This window comes from Jiangella alba (genome assembly GCF_900106035.1).
GTDB classification, from domain to species: Bacteria; Actinomycetota; Actinomycetes; order Jiangellales; family Jiangellaceae; genus Jiangella; species Jiangella alba.
The window spans coordinates 1218735-1234178 of the sequence record NZ_FNUC01000003.1; the positions used below are offsets into that span (position 1 = coordinate 1218735).

17 protein-coding genes and 1 tRNA gene are annotated in these 15444 nt (G+C 73.6%); 12 read left to right on the plus strand and 6 right to left on the minus strand.

Annotated elements, in window-relative coordinates; genetic code table 11:
- Nucleotides 1–4 precede the first annotated feature (4 nt).
- Genes BLV02_RS08175 through BLV02_RS08190 form a run of 4 tightly spaced genes read left to right on the plus strand, consistent with a single transcriptional unit; the run spans nt 5 to nt 2339 of the window.
- Nucleotides 5–484 (plus strand): DUF2975 domain-containing protein, encoded by a 480-nt coding sequence (locus BLV02_RS08175; protein ID WP_069110976.1) that lies wholly within the window; start codon nt 5–7, stop codon nt 482–484.
- Entirely contained in the window at nt 484–699 is a 216-nt protein-coding gene (locus BLV02_RS08180; RefSeq protein WP_069110975.1) for a helix-turn-helix domain-containing protein, read from the plus strand. Before BLV02_RS08175 ends, BLV02_RS08180 begins: the two co-directional genes overlap by 1 nt.
- Nucleotides 696–1790 carry an NAD(P)/FAD-dependent oxidoreductase gene (locus BLV02_RS08185; RefSeq protein WP_069110974.1) on the plus strand — a complete coding sequence of 365 codons (1095 nt, stop codon included), beginning with the start codon at nt 696–698 and terminating at the stop codon, nt 1788–1790. Before BLV02_RS08180 ends, BLV02_RS08185 begins: the two co-directional genes overlap by 4 nt.
- 48 nt (nt 1791–1838) lie before the next feature.
- A complete protein-coding gene (locus BLV02_RS08190; protein ID WP_069110973.1) occupies nt 1839–2339 on the plus strand; it encodes an FBP domain-containing protein in 501 nt (166 codons plus the stop codon).
- Here the strand turns inward: BLV02_RS08190 and BLV02_RS08195 are convergent.
- Together BLV02_RS08195 and BLV02_RS08200 are read right to left on the minus strand one after the other, a co-directional pair.
- Nucleotides 2332–3375 (minus strand): amidohydrolase family protein, encoded by a 1044-nt coding sequence (locus tag BLV02_RS08195; RefSeq protein WP_069110972.1) that lies wholly within the window; start codon nt 3373–3375, stop codon nt 2332–2334. The genes BLV02_RS08190 and BLV02_RS08195 overlap by 8 nt on opposite strands.
- Nucleotides 3372–4643 carry a DegT/DnrJ/EryC1/StrS family aminotransferase gene (locus tag BLV02_RS08200; RefSeq protein ID WP_245737745.1) on the minus strand — a complete coding sequence of 424 codons (1272 nt, stop codon included), beginning with the start codon at nt 4641–4643 and terminating at the stop codon, nt 3372–3374. Before BLV02_RS08200 ends, BLV02_RS08195 begins: the two co-directional genes overlap by 4 nt.
- Before the next feature lie 161 nt (nt 4644–4804).
- Here BLV02_RS08200 and BLV02_RS08205 point away from each other — a divergent pair, with 161 nt between their 5' ends.
- Genes BLV02_RS08205 through BLV02_RS08235 form a run of 7 tightly spaced genes read left to right on the plus strand, consistent with a single transcriptional unit; the run spans nt 4805 to nt 11845 of the window.
- The gene (locus BLV02_RS08205; protein ID WP_083288521.1) at nt 4805–5863 is read left to right on the plus strand and encodes an ABC transporter permease; all 1059 of its coding nucleotides are present in this window, start codon (nt 4805–4807) and stop codon (nt 5861–5863) included.
- The gene (locus BLV02_RS08210; RefSeq protein WP_069110970.1) at nt 5860–6651 is read left to right on the plus strand and encodes an ATP-binding cassette domain-containing protein; all 792 of its coding nucleotides are present in this window, start codon (nt 5860–5862) and stop codon (nt 6649–6651) included. The genes BLV02_RS08205 and BLV02_RS08210 overlap by 4 nt, the downstream gene beginning before the upstream one ends.
- 5 nt (nt 6652–6656) lie before the next feature.
- A complete protein-coding gene (locus tag BLV02_RS08215; protein ID WP_176986518.1) occupies nt 6657–7661 on the plus strand; it encodes a sugar ABC transporter substrate-binding protein in 1005 nt (334 codons plus the stop codon).
- Nucleotides 7662–7692: 31 nt separating this feature from the next.
- The gene (locus BLV02_RS08220; RefSeq protein WP_216094156.1) at nt 7693–8850 is read left to right on the plus strand and encodes a M24 family metallopeptidase; all 1158 of its coding nucleotides are present in this window, start codon (nt 7693–7695) and stop codon (nt 8848–8850) included.
- Nucleotides 8843–10258 carry a four-carbon acid sugar kinase family protein gene (locus tag BLV02_RS08225; RefSeq protein WP_069110967.1) on the plus strand — a complete coding sequence of 472 codons (1416 nt, stop codon included), beginning with the start codon at nt 8843–8845 and terminating at the stop codon, nt 10256–10258. Before BLV02_RS08220 ends, BLV02_RS08225 begins: the two co-directional genes overlap by 8 nt.
- Nucleotides 10251–11066: an HpcH/HpaI aldolase family protein gene (locus BLV02_RS08230; RefSeq protein WP_069110966.1), complete on the plus strand. Its 816-nt coding sequence runs from the start codon at nt 10251–10253 to the stop codon at nt 11064–11066. The genes BLV02_RS08225 and BLV02_RS08230 overlap by 8 nt, the downstream gene beginning before the upstream one ends.
- On the plus strand, nt 11063–11845 hold the full coding sequence (locus tag BLV02_RS08235) for an SDR family NAD(P)-dependent oxidoreductase (protein WP_074946221.1): 783 nt from the start codon (nt 11063–11065) through the stop codon (nt 11843–11845). Before BLV02_RS08230 ends, BLV02_RS08235 begins: the two co-directional genes overlap by 4 nt.
- 3 nt (nt 11846–11848) lie before the next feature.
- Here BLV02_RS08235 and BLV02_RS08240 read toward each other — a convergent pair whose 3' ends face one another.
- The 4 genes from BLV02_RS08240 to BLV02_RS35555 all read right to left on the minus strand — a co-directional run bounded on the left by BLV02_RS08240 (nt 11849) and on the right by BLV02_RS35555 (nt 14042).
- Nucleotides 11849–12592 (minus strand): FadR/GntR family transcriptional regulator, encoded by a 744-nt coding sequence (locus BLV02_RS08240; protein WP_069110965.1) that lies wholly within the window; start codon nt 12590–12592, stop codon nt 11849–11851.
- Nucleotides 12593–12639: 47 nt separating this feature from the next.
- On the minus strand, nt 12640–12993 hold the full coding sequence (locus BLV02_RS35550) for a hypothetical protein (protein ID WP_141711530.1): 354 nt from the start codon (nt 12991–12993) through the stop codon (nt 12640–12642).
- Nucleotides 12966–13042, minus strand: a tRNA-Ile gene (locus BLV02_RS08250). Before BLV02_RS08250 ends, BLV02_RS35550 begins: the two co-directional genes overlap by 28 nt.
- Nucleotides 13043–13061: 19 nt before the next feature.
- Nucleotides 13062–14042: an NAD(P)H-dependent flavin oxidoreductase gene (locus tag BLV02_RS35555; protein WP_069110963.1), complete on the minus strand. Its 981-nt coding sequence runs from the start codon at nt 14040–14042 to the stop codon at nt 13062–13064.
- 132 nt (nt 14043–14174) lie between these two features.
- Here BLV02_RS35555 and BLV02_RS35560 point away from each other — a divergent pair, with 132 nt between their 5' ends.
- Complete coding sequence (locus BLV02_RS35560) at nt 14175–14993, plus strand: YhjD/YihY/BrkB family envelope integrity protein (protein ID WP_069110962.1); 819 nt, start codon at nt 14175–14177, stop codon at nt 14991–14993.
- Nucleotides 14994–15444: the final 451 nt, after the last annotated feature.

Consider the following 15444-nt stretch of genomic DNA (forward strand, 5'->3'; position numbering starts at 1 on the left):
GCGCATGCCGTCCACGCACCGGGCCGTCGGCCCGCTCCGCGTCCTGCTCGTCCTGCTGTTCGCCGGACTGGTCGTGGCGCAGGTCGCCGTCCTGCCGCCGACACTCGCCTCCCTCGCCGACGACGAGCCCGACCTCGCGTTCCTGCAGTGGCCGGCGCTGGCGTTCTCCGTCGTCGAGCTGGTGTGCGTGCAGGTCGTCATCGTCTGCACCTGGCGGCTGCTCGGCATGGTCCGGGCCGGGCGCATCTTCAGCGAGGCCGCGTTCGTCTGGGTGAACGCGATCGTGGCGACCATGGTCGTCGCGTGGGCGCTGGCGCTGGCCGCGTTCGTCTCGGTGAGCGTGCTGGTCGACGGGCCGGGGCTGCCGGTGCTGCTGTTCGGGGTCGTGCTGGCCGGGGGAGCGCTGGTGCTGCTGATGATCGTCATGCGGGCGCTGCTCCGGCAGGCCACCACGCTGCGTGCGGACATGGACGCGGTGATCTGATGCCCATCGTCGTGCGCATCGACGTCGAGCTGGCGAAGCGGAAGCTGAGCGTCGGCGAGTTCGCGGAACGGGTCGGGCTGACGCCGGCCAACGTCGCCGTCCTGAAGAACGGCCGGGCGAAGGCGGTCCGGTTCAGCACGCTGGAGGCGATGTGCCGGGTCCTCGGCTGCCAGCCCGGCGACCTGCTCGAATGGGTCCCGGACGGTGACGAGTGAGGGCCGACGTGCTGGTCGTCGGCGCCGGGCTGGCCGGGCTGCACACGGCGACGCTGCTGGCGCGCGCCGGTCACGACGTGCTGCTGGCCGAGCGGCGGGCGCGGCTCGGCGGCGCCGTCCGCACCACCGGGATCTTCGTCCGCCGCACGCTCGACGACTTCGCGCTGCCGCCCGAGCACCTGGGCCCGCCGATCCGCCGCGTCGTCCTCTATCCGCCCAGCCGGCGCCGCCCCGTCACGCTGGTCAGCGAGCGCGACGAGTACCGCGTCGGCGACATGGCGGCGCTGTACGGGGCGGGCGCGCGGACGGCGGAAGCGGCGGGCGTACGGGTGCTGCTCGGCACCCGCTACGAGGGACGCGGACGGTCGTCGTACCTGCTCAGCGGGCCGGACGGGCCGCAGCGGGTGCGGGCGCGGTTCGTCGTCGGCGCCGACGGCGCGCGCTCGCGGGTGGCGCGCGACCTCGCCCTCGACCGCAACGAGCACCTGCTCACCGGCGCCGAGGAGGTGTTCGCCGTCCCGGCGGGGGAGCGGCCGCCGACCTTCCACTGCGTCGTCGACCCCGCGCTCGCCCCCGGCTACCTCGCCTGGGTCGTCGACGACGGCCGGCACGCGCACGTCGGCGTCGCCGGGTACGCCGACCGCTTCCCCGACGGCATGCGCCGGGCGCTGGCCCGGTTCAGCGCCGCGGCGCCCGGCCTCGACGGCCTGCGGCGTCCGGCCGAGGCCGAGGTCGAGCGGCGCGGCGGCCCGATCCCGGTCGGTGGCATGCTGCGGCGCATCAGCGGCCCCGACGGCCTGCTGGTCGGCGACGCCGCGGGCGCCGTCTCGCCGCTGACGGCCGGCGGGCTCGACCCCTGCCTGCGGCTGTCCGAGCGCGCCGCCTCCGTCCTCGACGACGCCCTGCGGACCGGGCGCCCCGACGCCCTCGCCCACTACGACGGCGCCGAGCTGCGGGCCCGATTCCGCGGCCGGCTCGCGTTGCGGCAGGGACTGGCCCGGGTGCGCACGCCGGCCGCCGCGGCCGCGGGGTTCGCGCTGCTGCGCACGCCGCCCGGCCGGGCAGCGGCTCGGCGCATCCTGTTCGCGTGAGCGCTAATTGCGTTGCTCGCCGAAATCGGCCGGGTTAGCGTCGCGAGCATGAGGCCGGTCATCGAGAAGGACATCCGCCGCAGCTTCGTCAACTGCTCCAAGGGCGAGGCGCAGCGGCTGAACCTCCCTCGCGACCTCGCCGACCAGCCGTGGGACGACCTCGACTTCCTCGGCTGGCGCGACCCCGGCGCGCCCGACCGCGCCTACATCGTCACCGAACGCGACGACGGCGGACTGCTCGGCGTCACGCTGCGGGCGAACCCGAAGTCCGGCCGCGGCTTCACGCACAGCAGCATGTGCTCGCTCTGCATGACGGCACACACCGGCGGAGGCGTGTCGCTGATGACCGCCCGCCGCGCCGGCGAGGCCGGCCGCCAGGGCAACAGCGTCGGCCAGTACCTCTGCGCCGACCTCGCCTGCTCCCTCTACGTCCGCGGCCGCAAGCAGGCCATCGTCGGCGTCCAGCCGTTCGAGACCAGCCCGGTCGAGGAGAAGATCGCCCGCGCCCGCCGCAACCTCGCCACCTTCGTCGACTCCGTGCTCAGGTAGCCGGCAGGTCCAGCAACCGCTGCGCGTTCCGGAAGTACAGCTTCTCCAGGACGTCGTCGGGCAGGTCGAGGCCGCGGATCGTCGCCTCGGACTGGAACGGGAACGGGTTGCCGATCCCGTCCAGGCCGGTCTCGTAGAAGGCCAGGTTCCGTGCGTAGAAGGCCCGGGTGAGGTCGGGGTACTCGCCGGGCAGCGGCTGGTCCAGCCAGCCGGCCATGCGCGCGTAGTCGCTGCCGAAGAGCACCCGGTCGGCGAAGTCGCACAGCAGTGTCCGGGCCGCTGCCGGCTCCTGGGCGAGGTCGAGGACGCGCGCCGACGTCTCCAGCCAGAGGTTCGGATACCGCCGCATCATCCGGTGCAGGCGGTCGAACGGGATGAAGCAGCCGCCGTGCAGCGCGACGAAGTCCGTCGCCGGATGCGCCGACACCAGCCGCTCGAACTCGTCGTGCAGCGTCTCCAGGCTGGGGAACTCCTCGCCGGCGAAGGACCAGTCGGGTCGTTCCAGCAGCTCGGTGTAGCGCGGGTTGTCCGGCGCGACGGGCTGGAAGAACGGTTCCGGGTCGGCGATGTGGATGCCGGCCGGACGCCGGTGCCGCGCGGCGCACTCCCACATCGGCGCCAGCCGCTCGTCGTCGACGGCGACCCGGTCGCCGTGCGCGTCGGTGAGCCAGAGGCCCAGCTGCTTCCAGATCTTGAGGCCGCGGGCGCCCAGCTCGAAGGCGTGCTGGACGTCGGCGGCGAGGTCCCGCTCGAAGCCGGGGGAACCGATGCCCGAGAGGTCGGGGGCGTGGAAGAGGACCATCCCGGCGACCGTGCGGTCTCCGCTCCAGCCGGCCCGCCACTCCTCGAACGGCTGCGGCGGCCAGGCTCCGACGAGGTTGACCAGCCCGCCGAGGCCCGCGGCCCGCACGGCGGCGACGGCCGCGTCACGGGCGCCGACGGAGAAGTGCGTGTGGACGTCGACGATCCGGCCGTGGAAGCGGGACCGGTAGCCGTCGTGCGGCCCGGCCGCGGCGCGAGCGAGCCGGCCGGTCATGCGGCGAGCCGCCGCAGCGCGCCGGTGTTGGCCTGGATCTTCGCGAAGGCGTGCGCCAGGTCGGTGGTGAGGTCCTCGTTCTCCTCGACGTAGTTCCACGGGATCTCGATCGACGCGGCCACCTTCGCCCGCATGCCGGGGAGGTCCGCCGCCGTCGCGTCGTATCCGGAGCGCCGGATGGCGCCGGTCCACATCACCTTCGGCCCGGCGTACGACGGGCTCAGCCGCGGCGACTCGTTGAGGCCGCGGGCCACGTACGAGACCGCCGGGACGCCCTCGGCCTGGAGCACCCGCAGGATCGCGTCGCGCCACTCGGGGACGCGGACGTTGATCGTCACCATGTGGTAGACGGGCGAGTCGTCGGCCGGATGGGCCGGCATCGCGAACAGGTCGAGGCCGTCGATCTTCTTCCGCAGCGCCTCGGCGTTGGCGCGCCGGTTCGCGTTGAGCTCGTCGACGTGCGGCAGTTGGTCCAGCGCCAGGATCAGTGAGGCGAGGTTGGGCCGGTAGGTGTAGACGAGCGTGTCGACGAGGTCGCGCAAGTCGTCGGGGAAGCCCGGTTCGCTGGCGCGCCCGATCAGCTCGCCTCGCCCGGCGTGCTGGGCGCTGATGGTCGGCGTCCAGTAGACGGATTCGTGGCGGGTGACCAGATAGCCGCCCTCGGTCGTCGCCAGCGGCTTGACGCCGTTGATCGAGAAGCCGGCGGCGTCGCCGAGCGAGCCCAGGCGCCGGCCGCGGTGGCGGGCGCCGTGCGCCTGGCTGCCGTCCTCGATCACGGCCAGGTCGTGGCGGCCGGCGAAGTCGAGGATCGCCGTCATGTCGCTGACCTGCCCGTACAGGTGCGGCACCAGGACGGCGCGGGTGTGCGGCGTCAGGGCCGGCTCCAGGCCGTCCGGGTCGATGAGGCCGGTCTCGGCGCTCACGTCGCAGAAGACCGGGACCGCGCCGTTGTGGAGGATGCACGACACCGACGCGCCCCAGGAGTACGGCGACGTGATGACGTGGTCGCCGTCGGCGATCTCCAGCCCGATCAGCGCGGACTGCAGCGCGCCGTGCCCGGAGCTCGCGCTCAGGCAGTGCGGCACCTCGTGGAATTCGGCCAGTGCCCGCTCGAACTCTCCGACGACCGGATGGTGCTTGGAGAGCCCTTGGGTCGGCCCGGTGCTGATCACCTGGACCAGTCGCTCCAGGATCGCCGCCGAGAAGCGCGGATACCGAGGGGGTTCGTGTCCGAAGGCGGCCGTGCCGCCCTCGATCGCCAGTTCCATCGTCACGTCGGCCAGCGTACGGAGCATGAACAGGATCGGTCAACCGGTTGACCAATTCTTGTCGGAACCCTAGGGTGCCGCCTACGACGACATCCACCGCGGCTGCCACGGCGCCGTCCCGGCTCCCGCGCCCGGCACTCCATGACCCGAGAGGGACACCCTTGATCCGAGCGTTCATCGAGCGTCGCTCCGACCCAGGCACCGAGCACGCGCCCGCACCACCGGGCGACGGCCGGCAGGCCGCCTCCGCGCGGCTGCTGCTGGCGGTGATCCGCCTGGGCCCGACGCTGCTGCTGGCGATCCTCGCGGTGGTCTTCACCGTGGCCTCGCCGTACTTCCTGACCTCCGGCAACCTGCAGAACCTCGGCGCGCAGAGCTCGATCGTGATGGCTCTCGCGCTCGGCCAGCTGATCGTCGTGCTCATCAGGGGCATCGACATCTCGGTCGGCTCGGTCATCGGGTTCTCGGTGGTGTTCGCCGCCGTCGTCGGCGGCACCGGCAACGGCTGGCAGTTCCTCCTGCTCGCACTGCTCGGCGGGGCGCTGATCGGGACCATCAACGGCGCCGTGATCGTGTGGGGCCGGCTGCCGCAGCCGTTCATCGTCACGCTGGCCACGCTCGGCGCGGCAGCCGGAGCGGCGCAGCTGCTCACCGACGGCACCGCCGTCGTCGGCCTGCCGGACCTGATCACGACGATCGGCGGCGGCGAACTCGGCCCGGTGCCGACGCCGGTGCTGCTCGTCGGCGTCCTCGGGTTGCTGCTCTGGTACGTCACGACCCGGACGCAGTGGGGCCGGTGGCTCTACGCGCTGGGCGGCAACCCGGAGGGCGCCACGCGGATGGGCTTGCCGGTCGGCCGCATCACGATGGCGGCGTTCGTCATCTCCGGGGTCACCGCAGCGTGCGCCGGGATCATCGCCGCCGGACGTACCAACACCGCGACCCCGCTGGCCGGGACGGGCGCCGAGCTGGACTCGATCATCGCCGTCGTCATCGGCGACGCGAGCCTCTTCGGAGGCCGCGGGACCGTCGTGAACGTACTGGTCGGAGCCCTGATCCTCGGCACCATCCGCAACGGCCTGGACCTGCTCGGCGTGAGCCCCTACATGCAGCAGGTCGCCGTCGGCGTGATCGTGCTCGCCGCGCTCGAGCTCGACGTGATCCGCCGGCGGCTGGAGGAACGGGTGAAGCGGCTGACCGCGCTGGAGGTGGAACGATGAGCCCGGCGACGACCACCACGCCGCTGCTGCAGATCGCCGGCGCGTACAAGACGTTCGGCCACGTCACCGCTCTGAACGGCGTCGACTTCCAGCTGCACCAGGGCGAGATCGTCGCGCTGCTGGGCGACAACGGGGCCGGGAAGTCGACCCTGGTCAAGGTCATCGCCGGCGTGCACCAACTGGACGCGGGCGAGCTGCGCCTCGACGGCGAGGCGGTGCACTTCCGCAGCCCCGCGGACTCGCGCGGCGCCGGGATCGAGACCGTCTACCAGGACCTCGCGGTCTTCGACAACCTCGACGTCCTCGCCAACATGTTCATGGGCCGCGAGCACCGCACGCCGCGTTGGCTCGGGCCGCTGGGCTACCTGCGCAACCGTCAGATGCTCGCGGCCTGGAAGGCGGCGTCGGCCGAGCTCAAGGTCACCATCCCCGACCCGCGCCAGCCGATCGGCCTGATGTCCGGCGGCCAGCGGCAGGCGGTGGCGGTGGCCCGGGCGGCGGCGTTCGCCAGCCGGGTCGTCGTGCTGGACGAGCCCACCGCGGCGCTCGGCATCCGGGAGAGCCGGCAGGTGATCGAGCTGGTGCGGTCGCTGCCGGAGCGAGGGATGTCGGTCGTCCTGATCTCCCACAACATGGAGCACGTCCTCCAGATCGCCGACCGGGCCACCGTCCTGCGGCAGGGCCGGGTCGTCGGGAACGCGGTCGCCAGCAAGGAGAACGAGCACCGGCTCGTCTCGATGATCGTCGGATCGCCGCACCACCAATTCGACCAGGAAGGGCACCCATGAACCAGTTGACGAGGACCGCAACGGCGGTCGTCTGCGCCTGTGCCGTGGCCGGCGGCCTGGCCGCGTGTTCCGCGCGCGGTGAGGCCGCGACGGACGCCGAGATCAAGGTCATGTACCTGCTGCCGACGCTCAACGACGAGGCGTACAGCCGCGAGGCGGCCGGCGCGCGCGCCGAGGCCGACCGGCTGGGCGTCGAGGTCGACGTTCAGGCCGGCCCACAGCGGCGCGACCCGTCGCCGATCATCGCGAAGGTCGAGGACGCGATCACCCAGCAGTTCGACGTCATCGTGGTCGACCCCGGCGAGTACGCGGCGCAGTTGTCGCCCGTCCTGAACAAGGCCGAGGAGGCCGGGATCGACGTGATCTCGATGATCCAGGAGATCCCCGACCTCGAGCCGACGGTGCACATCGCCTACGACGAGTCCGCCGGCTACCGCGCCGCGGGGGAGTACATGGGCGAGCTGCTGCCCGAGGGCGGCGAGCTGGGCGTCATCGGCTGCGGGATCGGCAACGCCCAGATGGACGGGCGCCGCTCCGCGTTCGCGGACGGGTTGCCGGCGAACATCACCCAGGTCCAGATCGGCGAGACCCAGTGCGACCCGACCAAGGCGCGCAAGCTCACCGAGAACATGCTGACCGCCCATCCGGAGCTGGCCGGCATCTTCAGCGACACCGACATCGCGCTGCTCGGCGGCATCGAGGCGCTGCGCGCCGCAGGCGCGGACCTGGCGGTGATCGGCGGCGACGGGCAGACGGCCAACCTGGAGCTGATCTCGAACGGCGAGATCCAGGACGCCAGCACCAGCTATCCGAGCGAGATCTTCGGCGCGACGGCGATCCAGGTGGCCAGCCGGCTCGCGGCCGACGAGGACGTCGCCGCCCTCTGCGAGATCCCCTCGCAGCCGCTGATCACCGAGGACACCGCCGCACAGGTGCTGGCGCTGATCGAGGAGATCGACGCCGGCAGCGCGCAACCCGAAGTGCCCGACTGCACGGAGAACCATGACTGACCGATCGTCGCACCGTCCACCAGGAGGTCAGGTGTCCGCACCGTTCGCGGCCGAGCGACTCGACGAGCTGCTGCAGGAGGCCGGGGTCGACGTCGTCCTCGCGACCACGCGGCACAACGTCCAGTACCTGCTCGGCGGCTACCGCTACTTCTTCTTCGCCGGTATGGACGCCATCGGGGTCAGCCGCTACCTGCCCGTCGTCGGGTACGTCGCGGGCCGGCCGGAGGACGCCTTCTACGTCGGCTGCGGCAACGAGGACTGGGGCACCGACGTGCAGCCGCTCTGGGTCGGCGAGATCCAGAACGTGAGCTGGTCCAGCCTCGACTCGGCCCGCGTGGCGGCCGCCGCGATCACCCGCCGCGGCGCCGCGACCGGGCGCATCGCGGTCGAGTACGCGTTCATCCCGGCCGACGCCCTGGACGAACTGCGGCGCGAGCTGCCGGACGCCGAGTTCGTCGACGCGCACCCGATCCTGGAGTCGCTGCGCGGGCGGAAGTCCGCCGCGGAGCTGGCGCTGGTCCGGACGGCGTCGGAGGGGATCATCGACTCGATGCTGGCCACCTTCGCCACGGTCCGCCCGGGCCTCACCAGGCACCAGATCGTCGAGGAGTTCCGCCGCCAGCAGACCAGCCGCGGGCTGGTCTTCGACTACTGCCTGATCGCCACCGGCCCGAGCCTCAACCGGGCACCGTCGCAGGAGCCGTGGCGCCCCGGCACCGTGCTCTCGCTCGACAGCGGCGGCATGTTCGACGGCTACATCGGCGACCTCGCCCGGATGGCCGTCCACGGGGAGCCGACCGACCGCATGGTCGAGCTGATGGCCGAGATCGAGCACGTCCAGCAGCAGGTCCGGACCGTGGTCCGGGCCGGCAGCCCGGGCTCGGCGATCTACGAGATCGCGGCCGACCTGGTGGCCGCCAGCCCATACGCCGCGACCATGACGTTCCTGGCGCACGGCATGGGCCTGATCACCCACGAGGTGCCGCGGCTGACGGCGACCGGCCCGGTGCCCTACCCGGCCGACCACGCGCACACCCCGCTGGCCGAGGGCAACGTGCTGTCCATCGAGACCTGGATCGAGGACCCGGTGGTCGGCTTCGTGAAGCTGGAGGACACCCTCATCGTGACGGCGGACGGGTACGAGGCGCCCGGGGACATCGGCCGCGGCTACACGGTCGTCCATGACTAGCCCGGCGGTGACGCTCGCCGAGCTGGACCGGCCGCCCACCGCACGGCGCGAGGCGGACGACCTGGCCGCCGTGCGGGCCGCCGCCGCGCGGCGGCGCACCTGGACCGTCGTGATCGACGACGACCCCACCGGCACCCAGTGCGTCCGCGACGTGCCGGTCGTCATGGGGGAGTGGACCGCCGGCGACCTCGCCTGGGCGGCGCGGGGGCATGACCTCGCCTTCGTGCTGACGAACAGCCGGGCGCTGCCCGCGTCCGAGGCGAGCCGGGTGACGTCGCACGCGGCGGCGGCGGCCGGCCGGGCCGGCGAGCGGCTCGGCCGGCCGGTGCGGTACGTGAGCCGGAGCGACTCGACCCTGCGCGGGCACGTGCGGGAGGAGGTGGCGGCCGTCCGGGCGGCGGCCGGCTCGCCGCAACGGCAGCGGGTCGTCTTCGCGCCGGCCTTCGTCGAGGCCGGCCGGGTCACCGCCCGCGGTGTGCAGTGGGTCGGCGACGGTGTGTTCGTCCCGGCTGCCGCCACCGAATACGCCGCGGACCCGGCGTTCGGCTACGACGACGTGGACCTCGCCGCTTGGGTGCGTGCCCGGCTGCGCGACGACGTCGCCCGTGTGCGGGTGCTCGATCTGGCGCTGCTACGCGGCGGTTCCGGCCCCGAGCTGGTCCGCGACGAGCTGCGTCGCGGACACCACGACGACGTCTGGATCGCCGAGGCGGTGACCGGCGGCGACCTCGCCGCGCTGGCGGCCGGCTGTGCGCTGGCCGAGGACGACGGCCTGCGTGTCGTCTACCGGACCGGCCCCACGGCGGTCCGGGCGCTCGCCGGGCGGCCGCTGCCCGAGCCGTGGCCGGGCCGCGACGGACCGGCGGCCAGCGGGCTGGTCGTCGTCGGAAGCCACACCGGGCTCACCAACGTCCAGGTGGACGAGCTGCGGCGGAGCCGGCCGGTGTCGCTCGTCGAGCTCGACGCCAGGGTGGTCGCCGCCGTCGACGAGGCGGCGCGGGAAGCCGAGATCGGGCGGGCGGCCGCCGCCGTCCGGGCCGCCGTGCCGTCGGTCACGACGGTGCTGCGGACGTCCCGGCAGGTCGTCGCCGGCGCGGACCCGATCACCACCAGCGGGCGGGTGGCCGCCGCCCTCACCGAGACGGTACGCCGGATCGCCGAGACGACGGAGCTGGGCTTCCTCGTAGCCAAGGGCGGCATCACCTCGCACGACGTCCCCGCGCGGGCACTCGGCGCGACCCGGGCCGTCGTCCTCGGCCAGCTGTTCCCCGGGATGGTGCCGGTGTGGCGGCTGCTCGACGGCTCCCGGCCGGAGCTGCCCTACGTCGTGTTCCCCGGCAACGTCGGCGACCGCACCAGCCTCGCGGTCACCGTCACCCGGCTCGCAGAAGGAGACCGCAGTGCCTGATCCGAACCGCAGCCGTTCGCTCGCGGACCGCCTCCGGGACCGCGACCCGGTGCTCGGGCTGATCGTCAAGATGCCCAACCCCGCGCTGGTCGAGCAGGCCCGGTACCTCGGGTTCGACCTGGTGGTGATCGACACCGAGCACGGGGCCGGCGACGATCTGCTGCTCGAGCACCACCTGCGCGCCGCCGGCAGCGCCGGCATCGACGCGCTGGTCAGGGTCGGGTCGAACTCACCGCTCGACATCCTCCGGGCGCTCGACGCCGGGGCCGCCGGGGTGATCGTCCCGCACGTCGCCGACGCCGCGGGGGCGGGCGAGGCGGTCGCCAGCGCCCACTACCCGCCGCGCGGCCGACGTGGGCTCGCGGTGAGCACCCGGGGCGGACGGTACGGCGACGAGCCGATCGACGAGTACCTCGCCCGGGTCGCCGCGCAGACCGTCGTCGTCGTGCAGGTCGAGGACGAGGCCGGGGTGCGCAACGCGGCCGAGATGGTCGCGACCCCCGGCGTCAACGGCGTCTGGGTGGGGCCGGGCGACCTGTCCGCGTCGCTCGGCTTCCCCGGGCAGGGCGACCACCCGCGGGTCCGCGCCGCCGTCGAACAGGTCGTCGGCGAGGTCGTCCGCAGCGAGCGGACCGCCGCGGCGGTGCTGGTCAAGTCCGCACACGAGATCAAGGAATGGCACGCTCTGGGTGCGTCGGTGTTCCTCATCACCTCGATCGACCTGTTCGGCCGGGCCGCCCGTGAGCTCGTGGCGGCGGCCGGGGCGCTGGACGGCGCCCGTCACGACGTCAAGGAGGCAGCACAGTGAGCACGAGCGGGATCCTCGGCCGGTTCGACCTCACCGGACGCACCGCGTTGATCACCGGCGCCGGCATGGGCATCGGGCGGGCGTTCGCGCACGCCCTCGGCGAGGCCGGCGCGAACGTCGCGGTGATCGATCTGGACCTGCGACGTGCCGAGCAGGTGGTTGCCGGGCTCGGCGAGAGCGGGGTCGCCGCGCTCGCCGTCGGCGCCGACGCGTCCGACCCCGAGCAGATCGACGCCTTCGTCGCCCAGGTCGTCGCGCACTTCGGCCGGCTCGACATCGCCGTCAACAACGCCGGGATCAACCTCAACTCGGCGGCGGAGGAGACCACGCTGGACGAGTGGGACCGCGTCTTCGCGGTGAACACCCGGGGCGTGTTCCTCGCCTGCCAGGCCGAGGCACGGGCGATGTTCCCGCACGGCTACGGCAAGATCGTCAACACCGCGTCGATGGCCTCGCTGATCGTCCCGCACCCGCAGAAGCAGGTCTCGTACAACGCGTCCAAGGGCGCCGTGGTCACCCTCACGCGCACGCTGGCCGCCGAGTGGGCGCCGCGCGGCATCCGGGTGAACTGCATGTCGCCGGGGATCATCCGGACCGCGCTGATCGAGCAGTCGCCCGACCTCGCCCCGCTCGTCGACGAGTGGGTGCGCTCCATCCCGGCGGGCCGGCTGGGCGAGGTCGAGGACCTCCAGGGCGGCATCGTGTACCTCGCCAGCCCGGCGTCGGACTACATGACCGGCCACAACCTGGTGATCGAGGGCGGCCAGACCCTCTGGTGACGCTCAGCCCTCGACGGCGCGCTGCTCGGCGGCCGGCAGCGACAGCCGCAGCCGCCGGGTCGCGCGGTCCATGAGCGCCTGCATGGCCGCACGTGCCCGCTCCTCGTCCTGCTCGACGACGGCCTCGAGGACGGGCACGTGCATGGCCAGCGACGACTCCGTCTCCTGCGCCGACTCGATGACCCGGTGCGCCCACGCCTCGATCAGCGACCGGATGTTGCTCAGCACGCCCGTCAGCACCTCGTTGCCCGACGCCGCGGCCAGCTCCAGATGGAACTCCACGTCGGCCTCGATGTACCGGTCGTAGTCGTGGCTGGCCGCCCGCATCTCCTCGACCAGCTGCGTCAGCCGGGCCGCGGCCGCCGCGCTGCGGTTGCGCGCCGCCTGCGGCGCCAACGTCACCTCGAGCAGCTGGCGGGCCTCGATGAGGTCGGTGAGCTGGTTGTTCCCGAGCAGCACCCCCCACTCGATGACCTTCGGCAGCAGGCTCGACGGCTCCTTCGCCAGATACGTGCCGTCGCCCTGGCGCTGCTCCAGCACGCCGAGCAGGATGAGCGACTTGATGGCCTCACGCAGCGCCGCGCGGCCCACCCCCAGCGCCTCGCTGAGCGCACGCTCACCCGGAAGCCGCTGCCCCGGCGTCACGTCGCCGGACGCGAGATACGTCAGCAGCTCCCGCGTCAGCTCGACCGTCGCCGGTTCGCGCCGGCGCAGCGGCCGGTCGGGCAGTGGTGCAAGCTCGCCCATGACGTCCTCTCGAAGGTTGACCGGTGAACCCCTCGACCATCCTAACGTCAGGGCCCGATCATGGCCGTCGCGGCGCCCAGGATCTCACCCGATCGATGGTGTGCCGGCGCGACGATCGGCGCGGGGTGGCCGATGGCGACGGGCGCAGGCTGGTGGATCGCCGGGGATCCGGCCGAGGTAGCGCTGCCGACCAGGTGGCCGAGGCGCCCGACGCGGTGCGGGACGGCATCCAACGGGTCGTCGACGCCGACAAGCTGGACTGCCTGTTCCAGGCCATCGAGTACCGCGAGCAGGGCAAACAGAACACCCAGCAGTTCGTCGACAGCATGACGGCCGCGTTGACGACGACGTCGGCGCGTCCGTGTGGGTGCGCTGGTAGGGCGGGTGGGACTCGAACCCACGACCCAGGGATTATGAGTCCCCTGCTCTAACCGGCTGAGCTACCGCCCCGCGCTCACGCCCGAGCACCTTACCTCGGCAGCTGCGGCGGGCGGCGGCCTGCTCGGGCCAGTGCGTCCTCGGCCTGGGCGGCCAGGGTGGCGACGAGGTCGGCGGCGGCGGGGAGGTCGGTGATGAGGTCGACTCCCTCGCCGGCCCAGACGGGGAGGGACGGGATGGCGCCGCGCGCGACGTCGTCCTGGTAGTGCTGCCGGGCCTGGGGGTCGCGGGCGAGGTCGGCCTCCCGGCCGCGCCATCGGTCGAGGTACGGGTGGCCGAGCGTGCGCGCCGGATACCGCGACGGCCAGTCGGAGCCGCGGGCGAGGTCGAGGACGGTGCTGCGCTCGGTGTCCTCGGCCGAGCCGTCGACGATCGCCTGGGCGATGACGGGGTCGACCAGCGCCTCGGCCGTCGCCTGGAATCGGGTGCCGATCAGCGCGCCGGCCGCGCCCAGAGCGAGGGCGGCGGCCACCCCGCGGCCGTCGGCGATGCCGCCGGCGGCCAGCACCGGCACCGGCGCCGCCAGGTCCACGACGACCGGCACGAACGGCAGCGTGGAGCGGCCGTGCCGGGCGCCGTGCCCGCCGGCCTCGGTGCCCTGGGCCACGATGACGTCGGCGCCGAGATCGACCGCCTGCCTGGCCTCCTCGAGGTCGGTGACCTGCAGGATCAGCGCCGTGCCGGCCGCACGGATCCGCTCGGCGTACGGAGTGGGGTCGCCGAAGGACAGCATGACGGCCCGCGGGCCGTGCTCCAGGACGTGCTCCACCGCGCCGTCCTGGATGCCCCAGGTGAGGAATCCGGCGCCCCATGGCAGCCCGGGCCGCGACGCGACGATCGGCACCTCGCGGTCCAGCCACTCGCGGTCGCCGAAGCCGGCGCCCAGGAGGCCGAGGCCGCCGGCCTGCGACACCGCCGCGGCCAGGGCGCCACCGGCCGAGCCGCCCATCGGCGCGAGCGCGATCGGATGCCGCAGCTGGAACAGGTCCGTGAACGCGGTCGCCAACGCCATGGAGACATCCTCGCCGGGCGGCCGGGCGCCACCCGCAGCGGGTGGCCGGCCGCCACCCGCAAGGGGTGGCCGGACATCACCCGCGGCGGGTGGGCCGGAACGGGGCGCGGCGCGGTGGGATGGGCCGTGTCGATGGACGAGAACGGGCCGATCCGGGCGCCCGCCTGGCTGCTGCACCGCTGGCCGGGGCGGGTCGCGATCACCAGCGCGGCCGGGTGCGTGCGCATCGACGTGTTCGATCGGGCGATGACGGTGGCGGCGCAGCTGTTCAGCTCGGTGCTGCCGATCCTGATCCTGTTCGCGACGTGGGCCGGGGCCAGTGCGTCGGACGCGACGGCGGAGGCGTTGCGGATCCCGGACGAGTCGAAGGCGGTGCTGGACGACGCGGTGACGGGAGCGTCGGGTGCGGCGTTCGGGGTGGTCGGCGTGCTGATCGTGCTGATCTCGGCGACCAGCCTGTCGCGCGCGGTGACGCGGGCGTTCACGGCGGTGTGGTCGCTGCCGCGGCCACGCAACCGGCTCGGCTCGGCCTGGCGCTGGCTGGCCGCGGTCGTGGGCCTGGCGCTGGCGATCGTCGTGGTGCGGCAGCTGGCGGCATTCGCCGACGGCCTGCCGCAGCCGCGGGCGTGGCAGTCGGTGACGGCGTTCGCGGCGGACACGGCGGTCGCGCTGTTCCTGCCGTGGCTGCTGCTGGCCGGCGCCGTCCGGCCTCGGCTGCTGCTGCCCGGCGCCCTGCTGTTCGCGGTGACGATGATCGCGGTCCGCCCGGCGTCGGCGGTGTGGCTGCCGCGGGCACTGGAGTCCAGCGCGGAGCGGTTCGGCTCGATCGGCGTCGCGTTCACGTACCTGGCCTGGCTGTACGCGGTCGCGTTCTGCTACCTGGTGACGGCGGTCGTCGGCCAGGTGGTGGCGACGGACGACGGGTGGCTCGGCCGCCGGATCCGGCGCTGAACTGACGGTGCGGGTCGCTTGCAGGCGTGGGGCCGGGGACGCCAGCCCCGCCCGCCTCGCTCGTTCCTCGCTCGGACGCCCGCGCCTACCCCTGCTGGCGTCCCCGGCCCCACGCCCGGCGCAGAACGCGCGGACGCCCCGGGGCTGCGGTCCCCGGGGCGTCCGTGGTCTCCTTCCTAGTGGTGACCGGCGTGCTCCAGCGCCTCCTCGATCGACGGCTCGGCGGGCTCGGCCGTGGCCGGCGCCTTGGCCGCCTCGACCGGCTCGGCCGGGGGCGGCGTCCTGCCGACGTCCGACGCAGCCGCGGTGCGGGTCAGCATGCCCCGCTCCCGCCCGGTGATGACGCCGTCGGTGACCAGCTGGTTCGCGACCTCGGTGACGTGCCGGACGAACTGGCCGTGGTTCGGCCATTCGCCCTCGTCGTCGATGAGGTCGTTGATGGTGCAGCCGT

Bases quoted from the DNA above. Each gene is read 5' to 3' on its own strand.
- BLV02_RS08190 (WP_069110973.1), top strand. From the start codon at position 1,839: ATGAGGCCGGTCATCGAGAAGGACATCCGCCGCAGCTTCGTCAACTGC.
- BLV02_RS35555 (WP_069110963.1), bottom strand. From the start codon at position 14,042: ATGGCGTTGGCGACCGCGTTCACGGACCTGTTCCAGCTGCGGCATCCG.
- BLV02_RS08180 (WP_069110975.1), top strand. From the start codon at position 484: ATGCCCATCGTCGTGCGCATCGACGTCGAGCTGGCGAAGCGGAAGCTG.
- BLV02_RS08225 (WP_069110967.1), top strand. From the start codon at position 8,843: ATGACTAGCCCGGCGGTGACGCTCGCCGAGCTGGACCGGCCGCCCACC.
- BLV02_RS08175 (WP_069110976.1), top strand. From the start codon at position 5: ATGCCGTCCACGCACCGGGCCGTCGGCCCGCTCCGCGTCCTGCTCGTC.
- BLV02_RS08240 (WP_069110965.1), bottom strand. From the start codon at position 12,592: ATGGGCGAGCTTGCACCACTGCCCGACCGGCCGCTGCGCCGGCGCGAA.
- BLV02_RS08210 (WP_069110970.1), top strand. From the start codon at position 5,860: ATGAGCCCGGCGACGACCACCACGCCGCTGCTGCAGATCGCCGGCGCG.
- BLV02_RS08195 (WP_069110972.1), bottom strand. From the start codon at position 3,375: ATGACCGGCCGGCTCGCTCGCGCCGCGGCCGGGCCGCACGACGGCTAC.
- BLV02_RS08200 (WP_245737745.1), bottom strand. From the start codon at position 4,643: ATGGAACTGGCGATCGAGGGCGGCACGGCCGCCTTCGGACACGAACCC.
- BLV02_RS35560 (WP_069110962.1), top strand. From the start codon at position 14,175: ATGGACGAGAACGGGCCGATCCGGGCGCCCGCCTGGCTGCTGCACCGC.